Origin of the sequence: Bradyrhizobium sp. CCH5-F6, from assembly GCF_001556045.1 — a bacterium.
Taxonomy (GTDB): Bacteria; Pseudomonadota; Alphaproteobacteria; order Rhizobiales; family Xanthobacteraceae; genus Bradyrhizobium.
On record NZ_LSIC01000067.1, the window covers coordinates 1 to 20,716 of the forward strand.

A 20,716-nucleotide genomic window follows, 5' to 3' on the forward strand; every position below is an offset into this window, starting at 1 on the left:
CCTCGGCGCCGCGGGGCTCGCGGCCCTGGCAGCCTTGTACTGGACCATCAAGGGCTGGTTCCATCGCTTCACCACCGAGACCGACGTCACCAACCTCCGGGTCGTGCACAAGACCGGTTTCATAAAGCGCCGCACCTTCGAGATGGCGCTGGACAAGGTCGAGAGCGTCGATGTCGACCAGACCATTCTAGGACGTATTCTCAACTACGGCGACGTGACGATTCGCGGCGTCGGCGAGGGGATCGAGACGATCAGGACAATCTCCTCGCCGCTCGCCTTCCGTAGCTCGATCACCACGCGGTAGGACCGCGCGTAACCATGAGCATGCAGCAAAATACTTCCGCCGCCGCCCAGCCGGGCTCGACCGTCGACGCCGCCGAGATCGCGAAATTCTCGAAACTCTCGGCGGAGTGGTGGGACCCCAAGGGCAAGATGGCGCCGCTGCACCGGATCAACCCGCTGCGGCTCGGCTACATCCGCGACGCCGCCTGCCGCAAGTTCGAGCGCAACGTGCGCAGCCTCAATTGCCTCGGCGGCCTGCGCTTGCTCGACATCGGCTGCGGCGCCGGCCTGCTGTGCGAGCCGTTGTCGCGCCTGGGCGCACAGGTAATCGGCATCGATCCTTCTTCGAGCAACATCGCCGCAGCGAAGCTGCACGCCGACAAGAGCCACCTTGCGATCGACTATCGCTGCACCACGGTGGAGGAGATCGACCCGCGCGAGCGCTTCGACATCGTGCTGGCGATGGAGGTGGTCGAGCACGTCACCGATGTCGGCGTCTTCCTGAAGCGCTGCGCCTCGATGCTGAAGCCGAACGGCCTGATGGTCGTCTCGACGCTGAACCGCAACTGGAAGAGCTTCGCCCTCGCCATCGTCGGAGCCGAATACGTCCTGCGCTGGCTGCCGCGCGGCACCCACGAATGGAACAAGTTCGTCACCCCCGACGAGCTTGCAAAATATCTGCTCGACAACCGCCTCGTCATCACCGAGCAGACCGGCGTCGTCTACAGCCCGTTCGCCGACAAATGGTCCCTCTCGTCCGACATGGACGTGAATTACATGGTGGTGGCGGAAGGGATGGTGTGAGGCTGCTGTCAGCGAGATACGAACTCGTGTCTCCAGGATGGTGTCGTCCCTGCGAAAGCACTAGATACGTGCATGCCCTAGTGCGTTCGCAGGGACGACACCGAGTTTGTTGCGAGAGCATCGCCCCCATGCATCCGCGTGATTGACCTGCCTCGCCGCCAGCGGCACGTTGGCTCAGGTCCCTTCTATTGCCCCCACCCCCATGCTCACCATCGCCAGCCTCTGGATTCCCTTCACGATCATTGCCGCGCTCGGGCAGGTCGCGCGCAATGCGATGCAGCGGTCGTTGACGAAGCCGCTGGGGACCTGGGGCGCGACCAATATCCGCTTCCTGTTCGGCTTTCCGTTCTCGGTGCTGTTTCTGGGCGTGGTGCTGATCGCGACCGGGGATCATCTCGGCCAGCCGCCGGCCGTGTTCTGGCCGTGGCTGCTGCTCGGCGCGCTCAGCCAGATCGTCGCCACCGGACTGATGCTGCTCGCCATGAACGACCGCTCCTTCGTGGTGACGACGGCCTACCTGAAGACCGAGGCGATCCAGACCGCCATCTTCGGCTTCGTCTTTCTCGGCGATCACCTGACCTGGCTGAAAGTGCTGGCGATCGTGATCGCGACCGTCGGTGTCGTCATCACCGCGCTCAGGCCCGGCGGCGAGAAGAGCTTTGCCGAATTGAAGCCGACCATCACCGGGCTCGTCGCCGCGGCCGCGTTCGCGCTGTCCGCTGTCGGTTTTCGCGGCGCCATCATCAACGTACCAGGCGTCTCTTTCGTGACCTCAGCGTCGTTCACGCTGGTGCTCGGCCTTTTCGTGCAGACGCTGGTGCTGACGATCTATCTGCTCTGGCGCGCGCCAAAAGTGCTGCAGGCGATCCTCGGCCTGTGGAAGCCGTCGCTGCTCGCGGGCTTCATGGGCGCCTTCGCCTCGCAATTCTGGTTCCTGGCGTTCGCGCTGACGGCCGCCGCCAATGTCCGCACGCTCGCTCTGATCGAGGTGCTGTTCGCGCAGGCGGTGGCCTATTACTCGTTCAAGCAGCCGATCGCGCCGCGCGAACTCGCAGGCATCGCGCTGATTATCATCGGGGTGGCGCTATTGGTGGGAGTCTAAAGAGCGCGGCTCGCTATGCAGGGCCGCGCGCGCCTTCGCTCGACCTTCATAGGCAGGTGTCATGTTCGGGTCGAGCCGAATTGCTTCGTCGAAATCTCTCATTGACAGATCGTAACGTTGTGCCCGGAATTGCGCGTCTGCGCGATTTGCGTAAGCCAGGGCGTCGGCAGGCGCTAGTCTGATAGCCTCATCGAAATCCGCGATCGCACGACCAAGGTCTTTGATCAATCTATATGCTGAGCCGCGAGCAACGAACGCCTCAGGTCGCTTCGGATTGGAGAATATGGCTTCGCTATAACCGGTGATAGCCCGCTCGATATCACCCATGAAGTAGTGCTGGTGCGCGCGGCAAAGTAGAGACGGATATTTTTCCGTATCCAGACGGAAGGATTCGTCAAGGTCGGATGTTGCTCGAGCAATATCGCCCGACATCCGGTACACAAGCGCACGGTTGCAGTATGCGATTGATTTGTTCGCGGGTGCTACGTCGGGCGACTCAATCAGTTTGTTGCAAGATTCGAGTTGTCTATCAAATGTCGCCGATTTCTTCCCGGCACACCACAGCCATTCTTGCGAAAGCTCCTGCGCATGGCACGCGGCGCCCATCACGTAGCCGGTGACGATAACCGGAATTAATTCCGTTCGCAGTTTGAATGACAACTCGCCCTCCCGTTGCAGCTTTATTCAACTGCAATGCAAGCCGAGAGGCAAGCGTGACGTTCAGGTTGATCTGTGGGATATGGGGAGCGGCCCGCGCTTCACCGCGATCGCCTAGTTCCGGTCTTCCGGCAACACCGGCAGCGGCGATACCTCGATACCCTCGTCGATCAGCGACTTCGCCTCGTCGGGCGAGGCCTCGCCGTAGATCGGGCGATGCTCCTTGTCGCCGTAATGCATCGCGCGGGCTTCGTTGGCGAAGCGGTCGCCGACATTGTCGGCGGTCTTGACGATGTGGTCGCGAAGCTCCTTGAGCTTGGCGCGCAGCTCGCGCTCCTGCGCCATCAGCAGCGAGGTTGGCCCGGACGGCGCGGCCTCGGGCGCCGGCGTCGAGGCGGGCTCCGGCGGCGGCGTCGCGCGCCCGCGGCCTTTCTTGCCCACGATGCGCGGCGCCATGATCGCCTTCTCGACCTTGGCCGAGCCGCAGATCGGGCAGGTCACGAGCTTCCGCTTCACCTGCGAATCATAGGCGGACGAGCTCTGGAACCAGCTCTCGAAGGCGTGGTCCCGGTCGCAGTGCAGTGCGTAGCGGATCATGCCGATCCCCGCACGAGGTGCAGATGGTCCGGCCCGGCCTTCGGATCGGAGACGCCGAAGCGGCGGCCATGCTGGAGCGATGGGATAGCCCGACGGGCGGTCTCGACCTTGGCGGGGTCGATCTTCGCCATGATGATGCCGGGCTCGACGTCACCCTCGGCGAGAATCTCGCCCCAGGGATCGATGATCAGCGAGTGGCCATAGGTCTCGCGCTTGTTCTCGTGCAGGCCCGCCTGGGCCGCGGCGAAGACGAAGCAGCCGGTCTCGATCGCGCGTGCGCGCAGCAGCACGTGCCAATGCGCTTCGCCGGTCTTGCGGGTGAACGCAGAGGGCACGGTGATGAAGGACGCGCCGCTCTCGGCGAGCGCGCGGTAGAGTGCCGGGAAGCGCACGTCGTAACAGATCGTCAGCCCGACGCGGCCCCAGGGCAGGTCGGAGATCACGGCCGTCTCGCCCGGCTGGTAGTTGGCGGATTCGCGGTAGCTCTCGCCGTCCGGCAGCTCGATGTCGAACATGTGGATCTTGTCGTAGCTCGCGAGCACATTGCCCTCAGGCCCGATCAGGAAGGAGCGGTTGACCGCCTTCTCCGCCGAGAAGCGCAGCGCCAGCGAGCCGACATGGAGGTGAATTTTGAGCTCCGCCGCGAGCGCGCGGTAGGCTTTCAGCGAAGCGTCGTCCTCTTCGCTCTGGAGATGCTCGAACAGCGCCTTGCGGTTCAGCTGCATCATGTTGCTGACCTCGGGCGTCTGCACGTAGTCGGCGCCATTGGCCGCAGCCTGCCGGATCAGCCTCGTTGCCTGTTCGAGGCTCGGCCCGGGCATCAGGCCAGTGCGCATCTGCACCATGGCCGCGGTGAATGTGCGGTTCTCGCTCATGAGACGGCCTTGATGCTCTCGAGCATGCCGTCGAGCTTGCCCTCCCGATCGAGCGCATAGAGCTCGTCACAGCCGCCGACATGAGTGCCGCCGATCCAGATCTGCGGGAACGTCGAACCCTGGCCGGCACGACCGTACATTTCCTCGCGCCAGGAGGGGTTCTTGGCCACATCGAATTCGGTGAAGGCCGCCTTCTTGCGGGTCAGCAGCGACTTGGCGGCGGAACAATAGCCGCAGCCCGGCCTGGTGTAGATCTCGACAGCAGCAGTCATGGCGTCCAGCGCTCTCATGTCATGAAGTCATTGAATTATATGGGACGGGGGCCGCTCTCGACAACCCGGGCGAAGACCAGCACGTCGACCTGGGCCGCTTTGGCGCGCAGCAAGACCCGCGCACAGGCATCCAGCGTTGCCCCCGACGTCAGGACATCGTCGATCAGGACAATGCGACGGCCCTGGACGTCAGCCTGACGGTCGGGAGATACCTGGAATGCACCCTGCACATTGGTGGCGCGCTGAGCCCGCGACAGGCCTATCTGCTGCTCGGTCGGGCGTACCCGGCGGAGCAGCTCGCCTCGGACCTTCACCCCGCTCTGCCGCTCGATGATGCGCGCGAGCGCTCCGGACTGGTTGTAGCGCCGTCGCCAGGCCCGCCGCCAATGCAAGGGAACGGGTACCAGCATGTCGGCGCCGGCGAGCAGCTCGCCGCCCGCGCGCGCCATCCAGCGGCCCATGGCCGGCGCCAGATCGGTGCGGTCCTGGTATTTCAGCGCGTGGACCAGGGTGCGCGCGACGTCGTCATAGCGCACCGCGGCCCGCGCGCGCTGGTAGGCCGGCGGGCTCGCGATCGCCTCCATCGACAGCATGTCGGGGCCGGGGTCATAGACGAAGGGAATGCCCAGCCGCGGACAATAGGGCCGCTCGATGAACGACAGCCGCGCCCAGCACGAAGCACAAACGCCCTCGCCGTCGACCGGCTCGTGGCAGGAAACGCACTGCGTCGGCAGTGCGATGTCGAGCGCGAGCCGTGCTGCGCGCGACAGCACGTGGCGGCCAGCCGTCCACGCCACCCGCAGCGGCGCGGCGAAGGAACGGATGGGGGTGGCTTCGGCTTCCATGAGGGAAGGCTAGCGTTCCGCAATCATCCGCTCAAGCCTCCGTCTCGCGCGCCGGCCGCAGCGCTCCCGGCGATGCGAGGCATCGAGCGTTGCCAGAACCGTGGTGATCGGCGTAACCAGCAGCATGGCTCAGACCACGCAAACCCCGCCCGCCCTGTTCGATCGTGCGCTGCTGCATGCGAGGCAGCGCCGCGCGCAGGCGCTGGGTGAGGTGACATTTCTGCTCGATCGCGTCGCCGAGGACATGTCCGACCGGCTGGCTGCGGTGGTGCGCGAGTTTCACGCTCCAGCCGATCTCTGGACGCCCGGCGAGGGGCTCGCGGCGTTGCGCAAAAAGCTTCCGACCATCGCGCGGATTGCACCCGATGCGGCGGGCGCGGAGACGCTGCCCTTCGCGCCGGAAAGCCTGGATATCGTCGTTTCGGCGCTGGCGCTGCAATTCGTCAACGATCTGCCAGGCGTGCTCGCGCAAATTCGGCGCGCGCTGAAGCCGGACGGGCTGCTGCTCGCGGCGATGATCGGCGGCGACAGCCTCACCGAGCTACGGCAGGCCTTTGCCGCGGCGGAGGCCGAATGCGAGGGTGGCGTGTCGCCGCGCGTCGCGCCGTTCGCCGATTTGCGCGATATCGGCGCGCTGTTGCAGCGGGCAGGCTTCGCGCTGCCGGTCACCGATGTCGACCGCGTCGTGGTGCGCTATGCCAATGCGTTCGCGCTGATGCAGGATCTCCGCCGGATGGGCGCGGCCAATGTGCTGATCGAGCGGCGGCGAACGCCGAGCCGGCGCGCGACGATGCTGCGGATGGCCGAAATCTATGCCGAACGTTTTGCCGATCCCGACGGCCGCATCCGTGCCACCTTCGATATCATCTGGCTGTCCGGCTGGGCCCCGCATGCGAGCCAGCAGCAGCCGCTTAAGCCGGGGTCGGCCAAGGCAAGCCTGGCGGACGCGGTGAAGAAGGCGGGGGAGAGGTAGGCTGTTTCCTCCGTCATTGCTGGGACAAGCCCGGGCACGACGCTGAGAGTGAGGTGCCCGCCGGCATCTCACATCAGCAAATCAATCAAATGCGGGATCAGCGGAATGTCCGCCGGCGGCATCGGATAGTCGCGCAGCTTGTTGGCGCGGACCCAGGCGAGGTTCTGGCCCTCGCGCGGCGTCACCTGCCCCTCCCAGCGCCGGCAGATGTAGAGCGGCATCAGAAGGTGAAAGGTCTCGTAGCCGTAGCTCGCGAAAGTCAGCGGCGCGAGGCATGGCTCGGCGACGGTGATGCCGAGCTCCTCGTGGAGCTCGCGGATCAGGCTCTGCTCCGGTCGCTCGCCCGCCTCGAGCTTGCCGCCGGGAAATTCCCAGAGGCCGGCCAGCGCCTTGCCCTCGGGGCGCTGCGCGATCAGGACGCGCTTGTCGGCGTCGACGAGCGCGCAGGCCACCACCAGTGTCAGTTTCAGATCGGCCATCCGTGACTTTCGCTTGCTGAAGTCCAACCGCAACGGATTGTTAACCCCATTGCGGTCCGTGTTCTGGAGTCTCCATAAGTCATATTTAATCGACGGTTCCTAGAGTGGAACGATCAAACCACTCCGGGCCAAAGTCATGCGCGCAGCGATTTCCGCCATCATCCACCGGTTCGTCCATGACCGGCGCGGCAATATCGCGGTGATTTTCGCGCTGTCCTGCGTTCCCTTGATCAGCGCCGTCGGCTGCGCCGTCGACTATTCTCGTGCGACCCACGTCAGGTCCAAGCTTCAGGCCGCGGCCGATGCCGCCAGTGTCGGCTCGATCGCCAAGGCTTCCCCGGCCTTCAAGGCCGCCGGCGCGATGACTTCGGACGGCTCGATTGCCGTTGGCGTCACCGATGCCGAGAACATCTTCAACGCCAATCGCGCCAATCTGACCGACTACAAGCTCACCAGCCTCACGACCACGGTCGCCAAGTCCGGCTCGACCGTCACCTCGACCGTCACGTTCAGCGCCACCATCAACACCATGTTTCTCGGCCTGATCGGCAAGACCGCGCTGACCATGACCGGCACGTCGAAGGCGACGGCCAGCATGCCGCTCTATATCGATTTCTATCTGCTGCTCGACAATTCGCCGTCCATGGGCGTCGGTGCGACGCCCGCCGACGTGCAGAAGATGGTCAACAACACGTCGGACAAGTGCGCTTTCGCCTGCCACGATCTCAAGGACAAGAACAATTACTACGACCTGGCCAAGAAGCTTGGGGTGACCACCCGGATCGACGTGCTTCGGAGCGCCACGCAGTCGTTGATGGATACGGCGAGCGCCACCCAAACCTATTCGAACCAGTTCAGGATGGCGATCTACGATTTCGGCGGCTCCGCGAGCACGCTCGGCCTGCGCAGCCTGTTTTCGCTGTCGGCCTCTCTCTCCAGCGCCAAGACGGCGGCTGGCAAGATCGACCTGATGTCGGTGAACGGCCAGAACGAGAACAACGATCAGGACACCCCGTTCACCGCGGTCTTTCCGGCGATCAACGGTCAGATCAGCGCGCCCGGATCGGGCACGTCGTCCAGCCCGCTCAAATATCTGTTCTTCGTATCCGACGGGGTCGCTGACGAGAACAACACCGCGTGTCTGAAACCGCGCTCGGGCACCACGCGTTGCCAGTCGCCGCTCAATCCTGCGCTCTGCAAGACGATGAAGGATCGGGGGGTCAAGATCGCCGTGCTGTACACGACGTATCTCGCGCTGCCCACCAACACCTGGTACATGAATTGGATCAATCCGTTCAATGCCGGCCCCTATGGTCCGTCGCCGAACAGCGAGATCGCGAAGAACATGCAGAGCTGCGCCTCGACCGGGCTGTACTTCGAGGTGAGCCCGACGGAAGGCATCTCGGACGCGATGAACGCGTTGTTCAAGAAGGCGGTCGCGGACGCGAGGCTCTCGGGCTGACGGCTTTGCCGCCAGTCCGGGCGATGCCTCGGCATCGATCCCGGAATCTCGGGCCGCATGAGGTCTGGATTCCTGGAGGCTTGCTTCGCGGACCCCCGAAAGGACTGCCTGAGCCCTACGACCTGTAATCCCCGTTGATCGCGACGTATTCCTTGGTGAGATCGCAGGTCAGCACGCGATCGCGGCCCTTGCCGAGGCCGAGCGAGACCTTGATCGCGATCTCCGGCGCCTTCATCGCTTCCGACACCTGGGCTTCGTCATAGGACGGATCGCGCGCGCCGCTCTTGGCGACGCGGATGCCGTTGAAGGAGATCGAGAGCTTGTCGCGGTCGGCCGGCTCGCCGGCCTTGCCGACCGCCATCACCACGCGGCCCCAATTGGCGTCCTCGCCGGCGATCGCCGTCTTCACCAGCGGCGAGTTGGCGATCGACATCGCGATCTTGCGCGCCGAAGCCTTGGTCTTGGCGCCCTCGACCGTGATCTCGACCAGCTTGCGCGCGCCTTCGCCGTCGCGGGCCACCTGCTCGGCGAGGTTGGCGAGCACCTGGTTGAACGCCTTGACGAAGGCCTTCAGCCGGGGATCGCTGGCGCGGCTGATCTTCGGCGCGCCCTGCGCGGCGGCGGCCCCCGTCGCGAAGGCGAGCAGGGTGTCCGAGGTCGACGTGTCGCCGTCGATCGTCACCGCATTGAAAGTGTCCTCGACGCCGCTCTTGAGCAGCGCCTGCAAGGCCGCCGGCGCGATCGGGGCGTCGGTGAAGATGAACGACAGCATCGTCGCCATGTCGGGGGCGATCATGCCGGCGCCCTTGGCCATGCCGTTGATGGTGACCTTGGCCTTGCCGAGCTTGACGGTCGCGGTCGCGACTTTCGGGAACGTGTCGGTGGTCATGATCGCCTTGGCCGCGGCGAGGTAATTGCCGGGCTCGGCGGTCTCGACGAGGCGGCCGAGCACACCGTCGAACTTGGTCGCATCGAGCGGCTCGCCGATCACGCCGGTCGAGGCCAGGAAGATCTCGCTTTCGCTGCATCCGACCGCCTTGGCCGCGATCTTCGCCGTCAGCGCCGTCGAGGCGCGGCCGGTTTTGCCGGTGAAGGCGTTGGCATTGCCGGAATTGACCACCAGAGCGCGCGCCTTGCCGCCCTTCAGCCTGGCGCGGCACCATTCCACGGGGGCGGACGGGCACTTCGATTTGGTGAAGACACCGGCGACCGCGGTTCCCTTGTCCATCACCGCCAGCAGAACGTCGGTGCGGTTCTTGTAGCGGATGCCGGCTTCCGCCGTCGCAAGACGGATGCCCGCGATCACGGGCATGTCGGGAACGGTTTTGGGGGCGAGGGGAGAGACGGAGGAGGACATCGCGGGGCGCCTTGGTGAGGTCTGGACATGCAGATGGCCGGGGGATGCCCGGCCATTGCGATGCTTAGATACTCTCGGCGTCAGCGAAGTGACAGCGAATTCTTACTTCTTCGCCGGCGGCGCCATCTTGCTGTCGGACGGCTTGGCAGCGTCTGCGGGCTTGGCGTCCTTGGCCGCCGGCTGATCCAGCCGCTCGACCTTGGCTTCCGTGCGCAGCTTGGCGACATACTCGGCCTGGGCCTTGCGGGTCACGTACTGCTCGATCTGGGCCTTGACCTGCTCGAAATCAGGCGCCTTGCGGTTGCGCTTTTCCTCGACCTTGATGATGTGCCAGCCGAACTGCGACTTCACGGGATCGGAGATCTTGCCCGGCTCCAGCGCGAAAGCGACGGCCGAGAACTCCGGCACCATCTGCTCCTTCGTGAAGAAGCCGAGGTCGCCGCCATCGGCGGAGCCCGGGTCCTTGGACTTCTTCTTGGCGAGCTCGGCGAAATCGGCGCCCTTGTCGAGCTCTGCCTTCACCGCCTTGGCCTCGTCCTCGGTCTCGACGAGGATGTGGCGGGCGCGCACCTCCTGCTCGCCGGTGATCTGCTTGGAGGCCTCCTCATAGACCTTCTTCATGGCATCCGGCGTGGTGGCGGCCTTGCCCTCGCTGGCGAGCAGGCTGTCCATCAGAAGCCGGTTGCGGGCGAATGCCAGGCGCTTCTTGAATTCCTCGCTGTCGGCGATCTTCTTGTCTTCGGCAGCCTTGCTGACGATCTTCATGTCGATCAGGAAGGACAGGACGTTCTCGTCCTTGGTCGCCGGGTCCATCTGGGCGAGGCTCGGCCCGAGTTCCTCCTCGGCCATGGCGACGTCGCTCTTCTTGATCTCGGCGCCATTGACCTTCGCCAGCACCGGATCGTCGGCGGCCCGGAGCGGGCCCGCGATCGCCAGGGACAGCGCCAGAGCGAGGCAGCCAGCCAGGGCGGATGCATGGCGGAAGCGCTGGCCGGTGGTTACCGGGGACGAGGTGGTCATGGAAAATCCTTATGTTGAAGCAGGGGGGCTGCTCGAGCGGGGCGGACACTCGCCCAATTCAGGGGGGCTTGGCAACGCGAAAAGTCTGTCAAAATGATGAATTAGCCGCAATGCGGCCGCCGTTGACAAGGCTGGGGGCGGGCCATATCTCTCACCGGTCGCGCCCATGGCGATGGCGTTTATTTTGCTGCGTTTTTGGCCGTTGAACCAAGGCTTGCTCAATTCCCACCCATATGGCGGACGACCCCGCAATCCGGGCTGAAGGCGCCATCAGGCGTCACGGTGAGTTGATAGGCAGGCGGGTGACAACTTCTTGGCTGCAACGCGGTTAGATCGCGAACACAGGAACTAGGCATGATCGGCGCGCTCGCCCGCAAGTTTTTCGGCTCCGCCAACGACCGGCGGGTGAAGGGATATCAGTCCCGCGTCAACGCGATCAACGCGCTGGAGCCCGAGCTCTCCAAACTGTCCGATGAGGCGCTGAAAGCGCGCACCGCGGAATTCAAGCAGCAGCTCGCGAACGGCAAGACGCTCGACGACCTCCTCGTGCCCGCCTTCGCCACCGTGCGCGAGGCGGCCAAGCGCACGCTCGGCCAGCGCCATTTCGACGTCCAGCTGATCGGCGGCATGGTGCTGCACGAGGGCGACATCGCCGAGATGAAGACCGGCGAAGGCAAGACGCTGGTCGCAACGCTTGCGGTCTACCTCAACGCGCTCGCCGGCAAGGGCGTCCACGTCGTCACCGTCAACGACTATCTCGCCCGCCGCGACTCCGGCTGGATGGGCCAGATCTACGGCTTCCTCGGCATGACCACCGGCGTGATCGTGCACGGCCTCGACGACGCCGAGCGCAAGGCGGCTTATGCCTGCGACATCACCTACGGCACCAACAACGAATACGGCTTCGACTATCTGCGCGACAACATGAAGTACCGGCTCGAGGACATGGTCCAGCGCCCGCACTTCTTCGCCATCGTCGACGAGGTCGACTCCATCCTGATCGACGAAGCGCGCACGCCGCTGATCATCTCCGGTCCGCTCGACGACCGCTCCGATTTCTACAACACCATCGACGGCTTCCTGCCCAGGCTCGACAAGACCGACTACGACGTCGACGAGAAGCAGCGCACGGTGACGCTGACCGAAGCCGGCATGGAGAAGATCGAGACGCTGCTGCGCGATGCCGGCCAGCTCAAGGGCGAGTCGCTCTACGACGTCGAGAACGTCTCCGTCGTGCACCACATCAACCAGGCCCTGCGCGCCCACACGCTGTTCACGCGCGACAAGGACTACATCGTCCGCGACAACGAGGTCGTCATCATCGACGAGTTCACCGGACGCATGATGCCGGGCCGCCGCTATTCGGAAGGCCTGCACCAGGCGCTGGAAGCCAAGGAGCACGTCCAGGTCCAGCCCGAGAACCAGACGCTCGCCTCGATCACCTTCCAGAACTACTTCCGCATGTACGAGAAGCTGGCGGGCATGACCGGCACGGCCGCGACCGAGGCGGACGAGTTGTTCGACATCTACAAGCTCGAGGTCGTGGAGATTCCGACCAACCTGCCGGTCGCGCGCCTCGACGAGGACGACGAGGTCTACCGCACCCAGCAGGAAAAATACGGCGCCATCCTCGCCGAGATCGAACGCGCCAATTCGCGGCTCCAGCCGGTGCTGGTCGGCACGGCGTCGATCGAGAAATCGGAGGTGCTTGCCGAATTCCTGAAGAAGAACGGCTACAAGCAGATCGACTTCGGCAAGGAGAACGCGCTCGACAAGCTCTATGCCGCCGCCCGCGCCGGCAAGCCGGCGAAGCTGTTCGCTGTGCTGAACGCGCGCTTCCACGAGCAGGAAGCCTACATCGTCGCCGAAGCCGGCGTTCCCGGCGCGATCACGATCGCGACCAACATGGCCGGCCGCGGCACCGACATCAAGCTCGGCGGCTCGCTGGAGATGCGCATCCAGCAGGAAACCGCCGGCATTGAGGACGAGGCCGAGAAGGCCAGGAAGATCGAGCAGATCAAGGCCGACATCGCGCATTTCCGCGACCTCGTGCTGAAGGCCGAGGAAACCGTCGAGATCGAGCCGGCGAAGGGGTCTAAGCCCGCCAAGACTGTGAAGAAGCCGGGCGGCCTCTACATCATCGGCTCCGAGCGGCACGAATCCCGCCGCATCGACAACCAGCTGCGCGGCCGTTCCGGCCGTCAGGGCGACCCCGGCCGCTCGAAATTCTTCCTGTCGCTCGAAGACGATCTGATGCGCATCTTCGGCTCGGACCGTCTCGACAGCATGCTCCAGCGTCTCGGCCTGCAAGAGGGCGAGGCCATCATCCATCCCTGGATCAACAAGGCCCTGGAGAAGGCACAGCAGAAGGTCGAGGCGCGCAACTTCGACATCCGCAAGAACCTCCTCAAGTTCGACAATGTCCAGAACGACCAGCGCAAGGTCATCTTCGATCAGCGCGTCGAGCTGATGAAGGACGAGAGCGTCGCCGAGACCGTCACCGACATGCGCCACGCCTTCATCGACGACCTCGTCGCCAAGCACGTGCCCGAGCATGCCTATGCCGAGCAGTGGGACGTTGCGGGCCTCAAGGACGAACTGAAGCGCGTGCTGGATCTCGACCTGCCGGTCGACGAATGGGCCAAGGAAGAGGGCATCGCCGACGAGGAGCTGCTCTCCCGCATCGAGACCCGCGCCGACGAGCACATGGCCGCCAAGGTCGCGCAATGGGGTCCCGACGTGATGCGTTACGTCGAGAAGACCATCCTGCTCCAGACCCTCGATCATCTCTGGCGCGAGCACCTGATCATGCTCGACCATCTGCGCCAGGTCATTGGCCTGCGCGGCTACGGCCAGCGTGATCCCTTGCAGGAATACAAGACCGAAGCCTTCAATCTCTTCCAGGAGATGAGCGCGCATTTGCGCGAGGCGGTTACGGCGCAGCTGATGCGGGTCGAGATCGTCCCGCCGGAGCAGGAAGCTCCCGCCCTGCCGCCGATGGAAGCGCACAAGTTCGACCCGAACACCGGCGAAGACGAAATGGCGCTTGCCAGCGTCAGCCTCGGCGCCCCGGCCATGGATGCATCGCTACGCGATCCGAAGAACCCTGCCAGCTGGGGCAAGATCGGCCGCAACGAGGACTGCCCCTGCGGCTCGGGCAAGAAGTACAAGCACTGCCACGGCAGGTATGCCTAGCCGGAGTACCGGCCGGGCTGCCGGCCGGCTCGCCTTGCCCGATTCCATTGCTGCCGCGGCATCAGTGCCGCGGAACCCTTTGTAACAAATGTTGTTGTCATGGCGTGACCTTGCGGGGACGTGCGCTCGTCTCGCAAGCAAGGACAATGTCGTCCGCCGCGGCCTGACCAATTTCGACGACCGGAATGCAGGTCGGCTCAACATGGGGAGGCCCGCCACACCGCCGGCGATGACGCGATGTCGCTCGATGATGGCTGCGCTGGCGCCGGGGTTAGACCATTTCATGAGTTCCGCAGACAATCTCCCGCCGTCCAGAACCGAAATCCTCGCCGCGCACGATCTCGAAAACCTCGCCGACGAGGCGGGCTTCGACGAGCTGACGTCCTTCACGGCGGCTTTGTGCGACGTGCCGATCTGTCTCGTCAGCGTGGTGGGCGACACCATGCAGCGCTTCGTGGCCAAACACGGCCTCGACGTCTCCGAAACGCCGCGCGAATCCTCGTTCTGTGCGCATGCCATGCTGGGCTCCGACCTGATGGTCGTGCCCGATGCGACCCGGGATCCGAGGTTCGCTGAAAATCCCCTGGTGACGGGAGACCCGTTCATCAGATTCTACGCCGGCGCGCCGCTCGTGACGGAGGACGGGTTTCCGCTCGGCTCGCTCTGCGTCATCGATCGCGTGCCGAGGCCGGGCCTGACGCCGCTTCAGCAGCAGGGTCTGCGCGTCATGGCCTCCCAGGTCATGGGCGCAATGGGGCACCGCAAGACCACGCGAATCCAGCAGGCCAGCGAGGCCGTCGCAAAGCAGGCGCTGTCGGAGACCGAGCAGAAGTTTCGCATTCTGGCCGACACCATGCCCCAGATGGTGTGGTCGACCTTGCCCGACGGTCACCACGATTACTACAACGCCAGATGGTACGAATTCACGGGCGTGCCGGAGGGCTCCACCGACGGTGAGGGCTGGAACGGGATGTTCCACCCCGACGATCAGGACAAGGCCTGGGAACGCTGGCGGCATTCGCTGAGAACCGGCGAACCCTACGAGATCGAATACCGTTTGAGGAATGCCGAGGGCAATTATCGCTGGACCCTCGGACGCGCCCTGCCAATTCGCGATGCAGAAGGCAACATCACCCGCTGGTTCGGTACCTGCACCGACATTCACGAGCAGAAGCTGCTGATGGAGCAGCGCGAGATGATCAGCCAGGAGCTGAGCCATCGTATCAAGAACATCTTCTCCGTCATCAACGGGCTGATCGGCCTGTCGACGCGCACGCATCCGGAGCTCAAGGGGCTGGCGGACGAGCTGCGTTCGCGCATCATGTCGCTCGGCAAGGCGCACGACTTCGTGCGTCCGCACAGCGCCCGATCGCAGCCGACCTCGACGCAGGCAACTCTCAAGGGCCTCCTGGAGCAGCTTCTGTCGGCCTATCAGTCGGAGGCGCAGCGGGTTGCTATCACGGGCGGCGATTTTCGCATCGACGACCGTTCCGCGACGCCCCTGGCGCTGTCGTTCCACGAACTGGCGACCAATGCCGCGAAGTACGGCGCGCTCTCGAGGCTGGAGGGACGCGTCGCCATCGACATCAGCGAGACGGATGATGATGTCGTGATTGCGTGGACGGAAAGCGGCGGTCCGCAAGTCGAGGCGGCGCCGGCGGTGGAAGGCTTCGGCTCCAGGCTGATCGCCTTGAGCATGTCCAACCAGCTGGGCGGGGCGATCTCCTACGCCTGGAAACGGGAAGGGCTCCGGGCCGTGGCTACGATTCCAAAGGCCTCGATGAGCCGGCCGCTGCCGCAAAGAACGTGACGTCGGGGGAGCGGGGCTGAGCCACCTCGCCGGCGGCGTGATGAACCGCGGTCAGGATCGCTTCATCGCTGAAAGGCTTGCGGATGAATCCAATCGCGGTCTCCGCCCGGGGCGCGATCTGCGCGGGATTTGCGGTGACGTAGACGATCTTGGTTCCGTAGGTGCGTGACAGGTCGAGTGCGATCTGCGGACCGGTCGATCCGTCGCGCAGGTTGACGTCCACCAGCGCGATCTGCGCCTTGGGCCCTGCTTCCAGGGCCTCCTTGCGATCAGCAGCAATGGCAGCGACACGATAGCCCGCGTCCTCCAGGATGCGGGCAATGTCGCTGGCGACGAAGATTTCGTCTTCGACAATCAATACTGAGCGTGTCATTCGCGACCCGTGGGGTGGCTTCAAACGGACGGGGCCGCCTCGGTGGATTGGTTCCTCACGGCCGTACGCGCCCGGGATCAACCATCAGTTCCGCTTTTTGTTCCGCCCGTCGCATCGCCTGATCGGCTTCGGCCGGCGCAGCCGAGCTTCAATTCGAGCTGTCGACTCAATTCGAGCTGTCGATCAGGCTCTCCAGGAGCCGCTTCAATTCGCTCGTCGACTTGTCGCCGTAGCTCTCCAGGATGTGCTCCTCCTGGTCCACCGCGAGCGAGTTGAGCTTTTTGCACAGCACCTTGCCGCGGTCGGAGATGAACATCAGGACCTTGCGGCGGTCATTCGGATCCTGCACGCGGTACACCAGCGTGTCCGAGACCATGCGGTCGATCATCTTGGTCAATGTCGGATGGTTGAGCAGCACGGCATCTGCTAGCTCGCCCATCGAATGGCCGTTGCCGTCCGACAGCACTTTGAGGATGCGCCATTGCTCGACCGGCACGCCCTCCTTGCTCAACCGCAGTTCGAGCTGCCGGTTGATTTCGCGGTTGGCTTGCGCGAGCAGGTAGGCCAGGTGTTCGGTGATGGGGGAGTTTTCTTTCGACGGTTTTGCCACGGCTAAGACTTCATCTTGACCCAAATGAGTGAATGTCTTGCAATCAATGCTGCATCTATATGCACTTCAATTGTTGAATATTCAATGTTTTCAAAATAGGATCATTGCCCAACAAAAGGGCGGAAGCCGCGACCGCCTGCTCAATGTGCTTTCAGGTCTGGTGTCAGACAGGAGTTGGCGTGCGCGCGACGGTAAACTTCCCGGCTCACGGCGGACCGGCGTTGCCGCCGTCCCTGCTGTTCAGGAATTTGTCGTCATCGGCGGCGGACTTCGACCTGTCTCCGGTCGATGCGCATTTCATGAAGCGGCGCGGCGCGCGCAACAAGCTGCGCATCGGGAATTTCCTCACCTTCACCGGCTCGCCCGGGATCTGGGGCCCGAGTTCAACCAACAGCGCGATGCTGGCGGTCGCCGAGATCAACAAGCGCGGCGGCATTCTGGGCCGCGAGCTGGAACTGTCGTTCTACGATTCCGGCGGCCCGATCGACGAGGTGGTTCGCCGCGCCGAGCAGGCGATTGCCTTCGACGAGGTCGATCTCATCATGGGATCGCATATCAGCGCCGTCCGCGTCGCGCTGCGCAAGGTCACCGGTAACCGCATCCCCTATATCTACACCCCGGTCTATGAAGGTGGCGAGCGCACGCCGGGGGTCATGGCGATCGGCGAGACGCCGCGCTGGCAGAGCCGACCGTCGATCCATTGGCTCGCGGAGGTCAAGAAGGCGGCGCGCTGGTATCTGATCGGCAGTGATTATGTCTGGCCGTGGCAGTCGCATCGCGCCGTGAAGCGCTACATCAAGGAAGCGGGCGGCCAGGTCGTCGGCGAGGAGTTTGTCCCGGTCGGCGAGGACAATCACGAGCCGCATCTGGCGCGCATCCGCGCCGCCAAGCCGGACGTGGTGCTGATCTCCCTGATCGGCACCGACAGCATCACCTTCAACCGCGCCTTCGCCGAAGCGGGCCTTGCCACATCGACGCTGCGGCTCGGGGGCGCGATGGACGAGACCGTGCTGCTCGGCATCGGCGCCGACAACACCGAAAATCTGTTCTGCGCCTCCGGCTATTTCAACTGCATGGCGTCACGCGCCAACGACGAGTTCCTCAGCGGATACGACGCCATGTTCGGCGCCAATGCGCCGCCGGTCGGCTCGGTCGGCCAGTCGAACTATGAGGGGCTGCGCTTCCTGGAAGCGGTGGCCGGCCGGGCGGGCTCGCTGGCCTTGCGTCCGCTCCTGAAGGCCGCGCGCAACATCGTCTACTCGGCGGGCCGCGGTCCCGTGACTCTTCGCGATGGCCGCGCCGAGATGCCGATGTACCTCGCCGAAGCCGACGGTCTCGACTTCAGGATCATCAAGACGCTCTGAGCGCCCGCTGCCGATTCGCCGCAGTGGCCCTGCGAGATAATACTTGAAAAGGAAAATATTTCTGTCTCTAGTAACACCGTGAAGCCGGTTGGCCCGCGCTGTGCAGGCGAGAGCGAAAGGCTTCCGTCCACGCCAGGAATCAAGAAGCCTTCAAGGAGAGCGCCGTGACAGTTGTCCTTCCCACGCCCGACCAACTTCGCAGCGTCGCCGCGCAGTGCGGCCTTTCGCTGACCGACGACGACGTCGCCTCGTTCCGCGGCCTGATGCAGGGCTCGATCGAGGCCTACAATCTCGTTGCCACGATGCCGGACGAGGTGCCGGAGGTGAAATACCCGCGCACGCCGGGCTACCGGCCCTCAGCCGAGGAGAACCCGCGCAACGCCTGGTATCGCAAGTCGACCGTGAAGGGCGCCGCCAGCGGCAAGCTCAAGGGCAAGACCGTCGCCCTGAAGGACAACATCATGCTGGCCGGCGTGCCCATGACCAACGGCTCGTCGACGCTGGAAGGCTATGTGCCGGATTTCGACGCCACCATCGTCACGCGCATGCTGGATGCCGGCGCGGAGATCAAGGGCAAGGTGCATTGCGAGCACTTCTGCCTGTCCGGCGGCAGCCACACCGGCTCCTACGGGCCGGTGCACAATCCGCACAAGATGGGTTACTCGGCCGGCGGCTCGTCGTCGGGCTCGGGCGTCGTGGTCGCGCTCGGCGAGGTCGACATGGCGATCGGCGGCGACCAGGGCGGTTCGATCCGCATGCCGTCCTCGTTCTGTGGCATCTACGGCATGAAGCCCACCTGGGGTCTCGTGCCCTATACCGGCATCATGCCGATCGAGATCTACGTCGACCACACCGGCCCGATGACCGCGACCGTCGCCGACAACGCGCTGCTGCTCGAAGTGCTCGCCGGCGATGACGGCTACGATCCGCGCATCAAGGCGCCGAAGGTCGAGGAATACACCAAGGCGCTCGGCCAGGGCGTCAAGGGCATGAAGATCGGCATCCTGAAGGAAGGCTTCGAGCAGCCGGGCGCCGAGGCCGCAGTGAACGAAAGCGTACGTGAGGCGGCAAAGCGCTTCAAGGATCTGGGTGCCACCGTAGAGACCGTCTCGATCCCCATGCACCTCCTGGGCGGCGCGATCTGGACCCCGATCGGGACCGAAGGCCTGACCCAGACCATGATGTTCGGCGACGGCTACGGCCTCAGCCGCGGCGATCTCTATTCGACCTCGCTGATGGATTTCCATCGCGGCTGGCGCCGGCAGGCCGACTCGCTGTCGGAGACCACGAAATTGTTCATGATGCTCGGCACCTACATCAACAACAATTTCGGTCCGCGCTTCTACGGCAAGGCGCTCAACATCTCCCGCCGGCTGACCGCGGCCTACGACAAGGCGTTCAAGGATTACGATCTGCTCCTGCTGCCGACGACGCCGATGAAGGCGACCAAGCTGCCGGAGCCCAATGCCAGCCGCGAGGAATACGTCGCTCGCGCGCTGGAGATGATCTCCAACACCGCGCCGTTCGACATCACCCATCATCCGGCGATGTCGCTGCCCTGCGGCATGGTCGACGGCCTGCCGGCCGGCCTGATGCTGGTCGGCCGCATGTTCGAGGAGACGACCATCTACCGCGCCGCGCATGCCTTCGAGCAGATCGGCGACTGGAAGAAGATGTGAGAAAGGCGTCGATGCAGACGGACGGAAGACCAGAGCGTTTTCGAGCGAAGTGGATACCGGTTCGCGTGACGAGAACGCGTCAAAGCAAGAATATGGCGCATGGCTAACGCGTTCGTCGCAGCGTTCGAGATCCTGAGCTTCGGCGCGATCATCGTCCTGATCGTGCTGGGGCTCGGGATCATCGCCAGCATGATGGGCATCTTCAACTTCGCGCAGGGCGAGTTCGTCCTGCTCGGGGCCTACATCACCTATCTCGCCTATGCCAAGGGCATGCCGATCTGGACGGGCATGGTCGCAGCGCCCTTCGTGGTCGGCGCGCTCGGCTTCGTGCTGGAGGCGCTGATCATCCGCCGCTTCTATGCCGCTCCGATCGTCGCCATGCTCGGCACCTATGCGCTCGGGCTGATCATCCGCGAATCCGTGCGCGGCCTGATCGGCGGCTTCTATCTCACCGTGCCGGAGCCGATCGGCGGCTCGATCGACATCGGCTCCATCCACATCTCGGCCTGGCGATTCACCATCATCGTCGTCACGCTCCTGGTGATGGCCGGCTGTTACCTGCTGCTCTCGCGCACCAGCTTCGGCCTGCGCATGCGCGCTACGCTGGAGAACCCGTCGCTGGCGCGCGCCTCCGGCATCTCCACGCCCTTGATGTATGGCGCCACCTTCGCGTTCGGCTCCGCGCTCGCCGGGCTTGCCGGCGCGCTGATCGTGCCGGTGTTCAGCCTCTACGCCGATCTCGGCCTGCGCTTCCTGATCCAGGGCTTCGTCGCGGTCATGGTCGGCGGTGTCGGCTCCTTCATCGGCCCGGTCGCGGGCGCCGGCGTCATCGGCACGCTCAGCGCCGCGCTGCCCTGGGTGATGGCGCCCGTCGTCGCCGACGTGCTCGTCTTCGTCCTTGCCATCGTCTTCATCAAATTCCGCCCGCAGGGCATCATCGCTGGAAAAGGGGTTTAGTCA

At 64.4% G+C, this 20,716-nt stretch carries 20 protein-coding genes; 10 read left to right on the top strand and 10 right to left on the bottom strand.

What is annotated here, in order from left to right; translation table 11 throughout:
* The 3 genes from AX729_RS12150 to AX729_RS12160 all read left to right on the top strand — a co-directional run.
* Nucleotides 1–304 (top strand): PH domain-containing protein (locus AX729_RS12150; RefSeq protein WP_156456902.1); only part of this gene is annotated, 304 nt, incomplete at its 5' end.
* 14 nt (nucleotides 305–318) lie between these two features.
* Entirely contained in the window at nucleotides 319–1,086 is a 768-nt protein-coding gene (ubiG, locus tag AX729_RS12155) for a bifunctional 2-polyprenyl-6-hydroxyphenol methylase/3-demethylubiquinol 3-O-methyltransferase UbiG (RefSeq protein WP_061023290.1), read from the top strand.
* Nucleotides 1,087–1,288: 202 nt separating this feature from the next.
* Nucleotides 1,289–2,188, top strand: a complete 900-nt coding sequence (locus tag AX729_RS12160) for an EamA family transporter (protein ID WP_061023292.1) — start codon at nucleotides 1,289–1,291, stop codon at nucleotides 2,186–2,188.
* On the opposite strand, the gene AX729_RS12165 is transcribed toward AX729_RS12160, so the two are convergent.
* From AX729_RS12165 to AX729_RS12185, 5 genes are all read right to left on the bottom strand, one after another.
* Nucleotides 2,171–2,848, bottom strand: coding sequence for a tetratricopeptide repeat protein (locus tag AX729_RS12165; RefSeq protein WP_156456903.1), 678 nt, complete (start codon nucleotides 2,846–2,848; stop codon nucleotides 2,171–2,173). The genes AX729_RS12160 and AX729_RS12165 overlap by 18 nt on opposite strands.
* A 111-nt stretch (nucleotides 2,849–2,959) precedes the next feature.
* Entirely contained in the window at nucleotides 2,960–3,442 is a 483-nt protein-coding gene (locus AX729_RS12170; protein WP_061023295.1) for a DUF1178 family protein, read from the bottom strand.
* A complete protein-coding gene (locus tag AX729_RS12175) occupies nucleotides 3,439–4,317 on the bottom strand; it encodes a carbon-nitrogen hydrolase family protein (RefSeq protein ID WP_061023297.1) in 879 nt (292 codons plus the stop codon). The genes AX729_RS12170 and AX729_RS12175 overlap by 4 nt, the downstream gene beginning before the upstream one ends.
* Nucleotides 4,314–4,589, bottom strand: a complete 276-nt coding sequence (grxC, locus tag AX729_RS12180; RefSeq protein ID WP_061023354.1) for a glutaredoxin 3 — start codon at nucleotides 4,587–4,589, stop codon at nucleotides 4,314–4,316. Before grxC ends, AX729_RS12175 begins: the two co-directional genes overlap by 4 nt.
* 35 nt (nucleotides 4,590–4,624) lie before the next feature.
* A complete protein-coding gene (locus tag AX729_RS12185; protein ID WP_061023299.1) occupies nucleotides 4,625–5,434 on the bottom strand; it encodes a ComF family protein in 810 nt (269 codons plus the stop codon).
* 124 nt (nucleotides 5,435–5,558) lie between these two features.
* Between AX729_RS12185 and AX729_RS12190 the strand changes: the two genes are divergently transcribed.
* Nucleotides 5,559–6,407: a methyltransferase domain-containing protein gene (locus AX729_RS12190; RefSeq protein ID WP_061023301.1), complete on the top strand. Its 849-nt coding sequence runs from the start codon at nucleotides 5,559–5,561 to the stop codon at nucleotides 6,405–6,407.
* A 68-nt stretch (nucleotides 6,408–6,475) separates the two neighbouring features.
* Here AX729_RS12190 and AX729_RS12195 read toward each other — a convergent pair whose 3' ends face one another.
* On the bottom strand, nucleotides 6,476–6,886 hold the full coding sequence (locus AX729_RS12195) for a (deoxy)nucleoside triphosphate pyrophosphohydrolase (protein ID WP_061023303.1): 411 nt from the start codon (nucleotides 6,884–6,886) through the stop codon (nucleotides 6,476–6,478).
* A 136-nt stretch (nucleotides 6,887–7,022) separates the two neighbouring features.
* Between AX729_RS12195 and AX729_RS12200 the strand changes: the two genes are divergently transcribed.
* On the top strand, nucleotides 7,023–8,348 hold the full coding sequence (locus tag AX729_RS12200) for a TadE/TadG family type IV pilus assembly protein (protein WP_061023306.1): 1,326 nt from the start codon (nucleotides 7,023–7,025) through the stop codon (nucleotides 8,346–8,348).
* 115 nt (nucleotides 8,349–8,463) lie between these two features.
* On the opposite strand, the gene argJ is transcribed toward AX729_RS12200, so the two are convergent.
* Entirely contained in the window at nucleotides 8,464–9,705 is a 1,242-nt protein-coding gene (gene argJ / locus AX729_RS12205; protein ID WP_061023307.1) for a bifunctional glutamate N-acetyltransferase/amino-acid acetyltransferase ArgJ, read from the bottom strand.
* A gap of 102 nt (nucleotides 9,706–9,807) precedes the next feature.
* Nucleotides 9,808–10,725, bottom strand: coding sequence for a peptidylprolyl isomerase (locus AX729_RS12210; protein WP_061023308.1), 918 nt, complete (start codon nucleotides 10,723–10,725; stop codon nucleotides 9,808–9,810).
* A 354-nt stretch (nucleotides 10,726–11,079) separates the two neighbouring features.
* Between AX729_RS12210 and secA the strand changes: the two genes are divergently transcribed.
* Together secA and AX729_RS12220 are read left to right on the top strand one after the other, a co-directional pair.
* Complete coding sequence (gene secA, locus AX729_RS12215) at nucleotides 11,080–13,920, top strand: preprotein translocase subunit SecA (RefSeq protein ID WP_061023310.1); 2,841 nt, start codon at nucleotides 11,080–11,082, stop codon at nucleotides 13,918–13,920.
* A gap of 283 nt (nucleotides 13,921–14,203) precedes the next feature.
* Nucleotides 14,204–15,730, top strand: coding sequence for a sensor histidine kinase (locus AX729_RS12220; RefSeq protein WP_061023312.1), 1,527 nt, complete (start codon nucleotides 14,204–14,206; stop codon nucleotides 15,728–15,730).
* Here the strand turns inward: AX729_RS12220 and AX729_RS12225 are convergent.
* Nucleotides 15,681–16,103 carry a response regulator gene (locus AX729_RS12225; protein WP_061023314.1) on the bottom strand — a complete coding sequence of 141 codons (423 nt, stop codon included), beginning with the start codon at nucleotides 16,101–16,103 and terminating at the stop codon, nucleotides 15,681–15,683. The two genes, AX729_RS12220 and AX729_RS12225, sit on opposite strands and share 50 nt — an antisense overlap.
* 166 nt (nucleotides 16,104–16,269) lie before the next feature.
* Nucleotides 16,270–16,713 (bottom strand): MarR family winged helix-turn-helix transcriptional regulator, encoded by a 444-nt coding sequence (locus tag AX729_RS12230; protein ID WP_025576502.1) that lies wholly within the window; start codon nucleotides 16,711–16,713, stop codon nucleotides 16,270–16,272.
* Nucleotides 16,714–16,892: 179 nt separating this feature from the next.
* Between AX729_RS12230 and AX729_RS12235 the strand changes: the two genes are divergently transcribed.
* From AX729_RS12235 to AX729_RS12245, 3 genes are all read left to right on the top strand, one after another.
* The gene (locus AX729_RS12235; protein WP_061023317.1) at nucleotides 16,893–18,077 is read left to right on the top strand and encodes a substrate-binding domain-containing protein; all 1,185 of its coding nucleotides are present in this window, start codon (nucleotides 16,893–16,895) and stop codon (nucleotides 18,075–18,077) included.
* Nucleotides 18,078–18,241: 164 nt separating this feature from the next.
* Nucleotides 18,242–19,756 carry an amidase gene (locus AX729_RS12240; RefSeq protein ID WP_061023318.1) on the top strand — a complete coding sequence of 505 codons (1,515 nt, stop codon included), beginning with the start codon at nucleotides 18,242–18,244 and terminating at the stop codon, nucleotides 19,754–19,756.
* A gap of 99 nt (nucleotides 19,757–19,855) precedes the next feature.
* Nucleotides 19,856–20,713: a branched-chain amino acid ABC transporter permease gene (locus tag AX729_RS12245; protein ID WP_061023320.1), complete on the top strand. Its 858-nt coding sequence runs from the start codon at nucleotides 19,856–19,858 to the stop codon at nucleotides 20,711–20,713.
* Nucleotides 20,714–20,716: the final 3 nt, after the last annotated feature.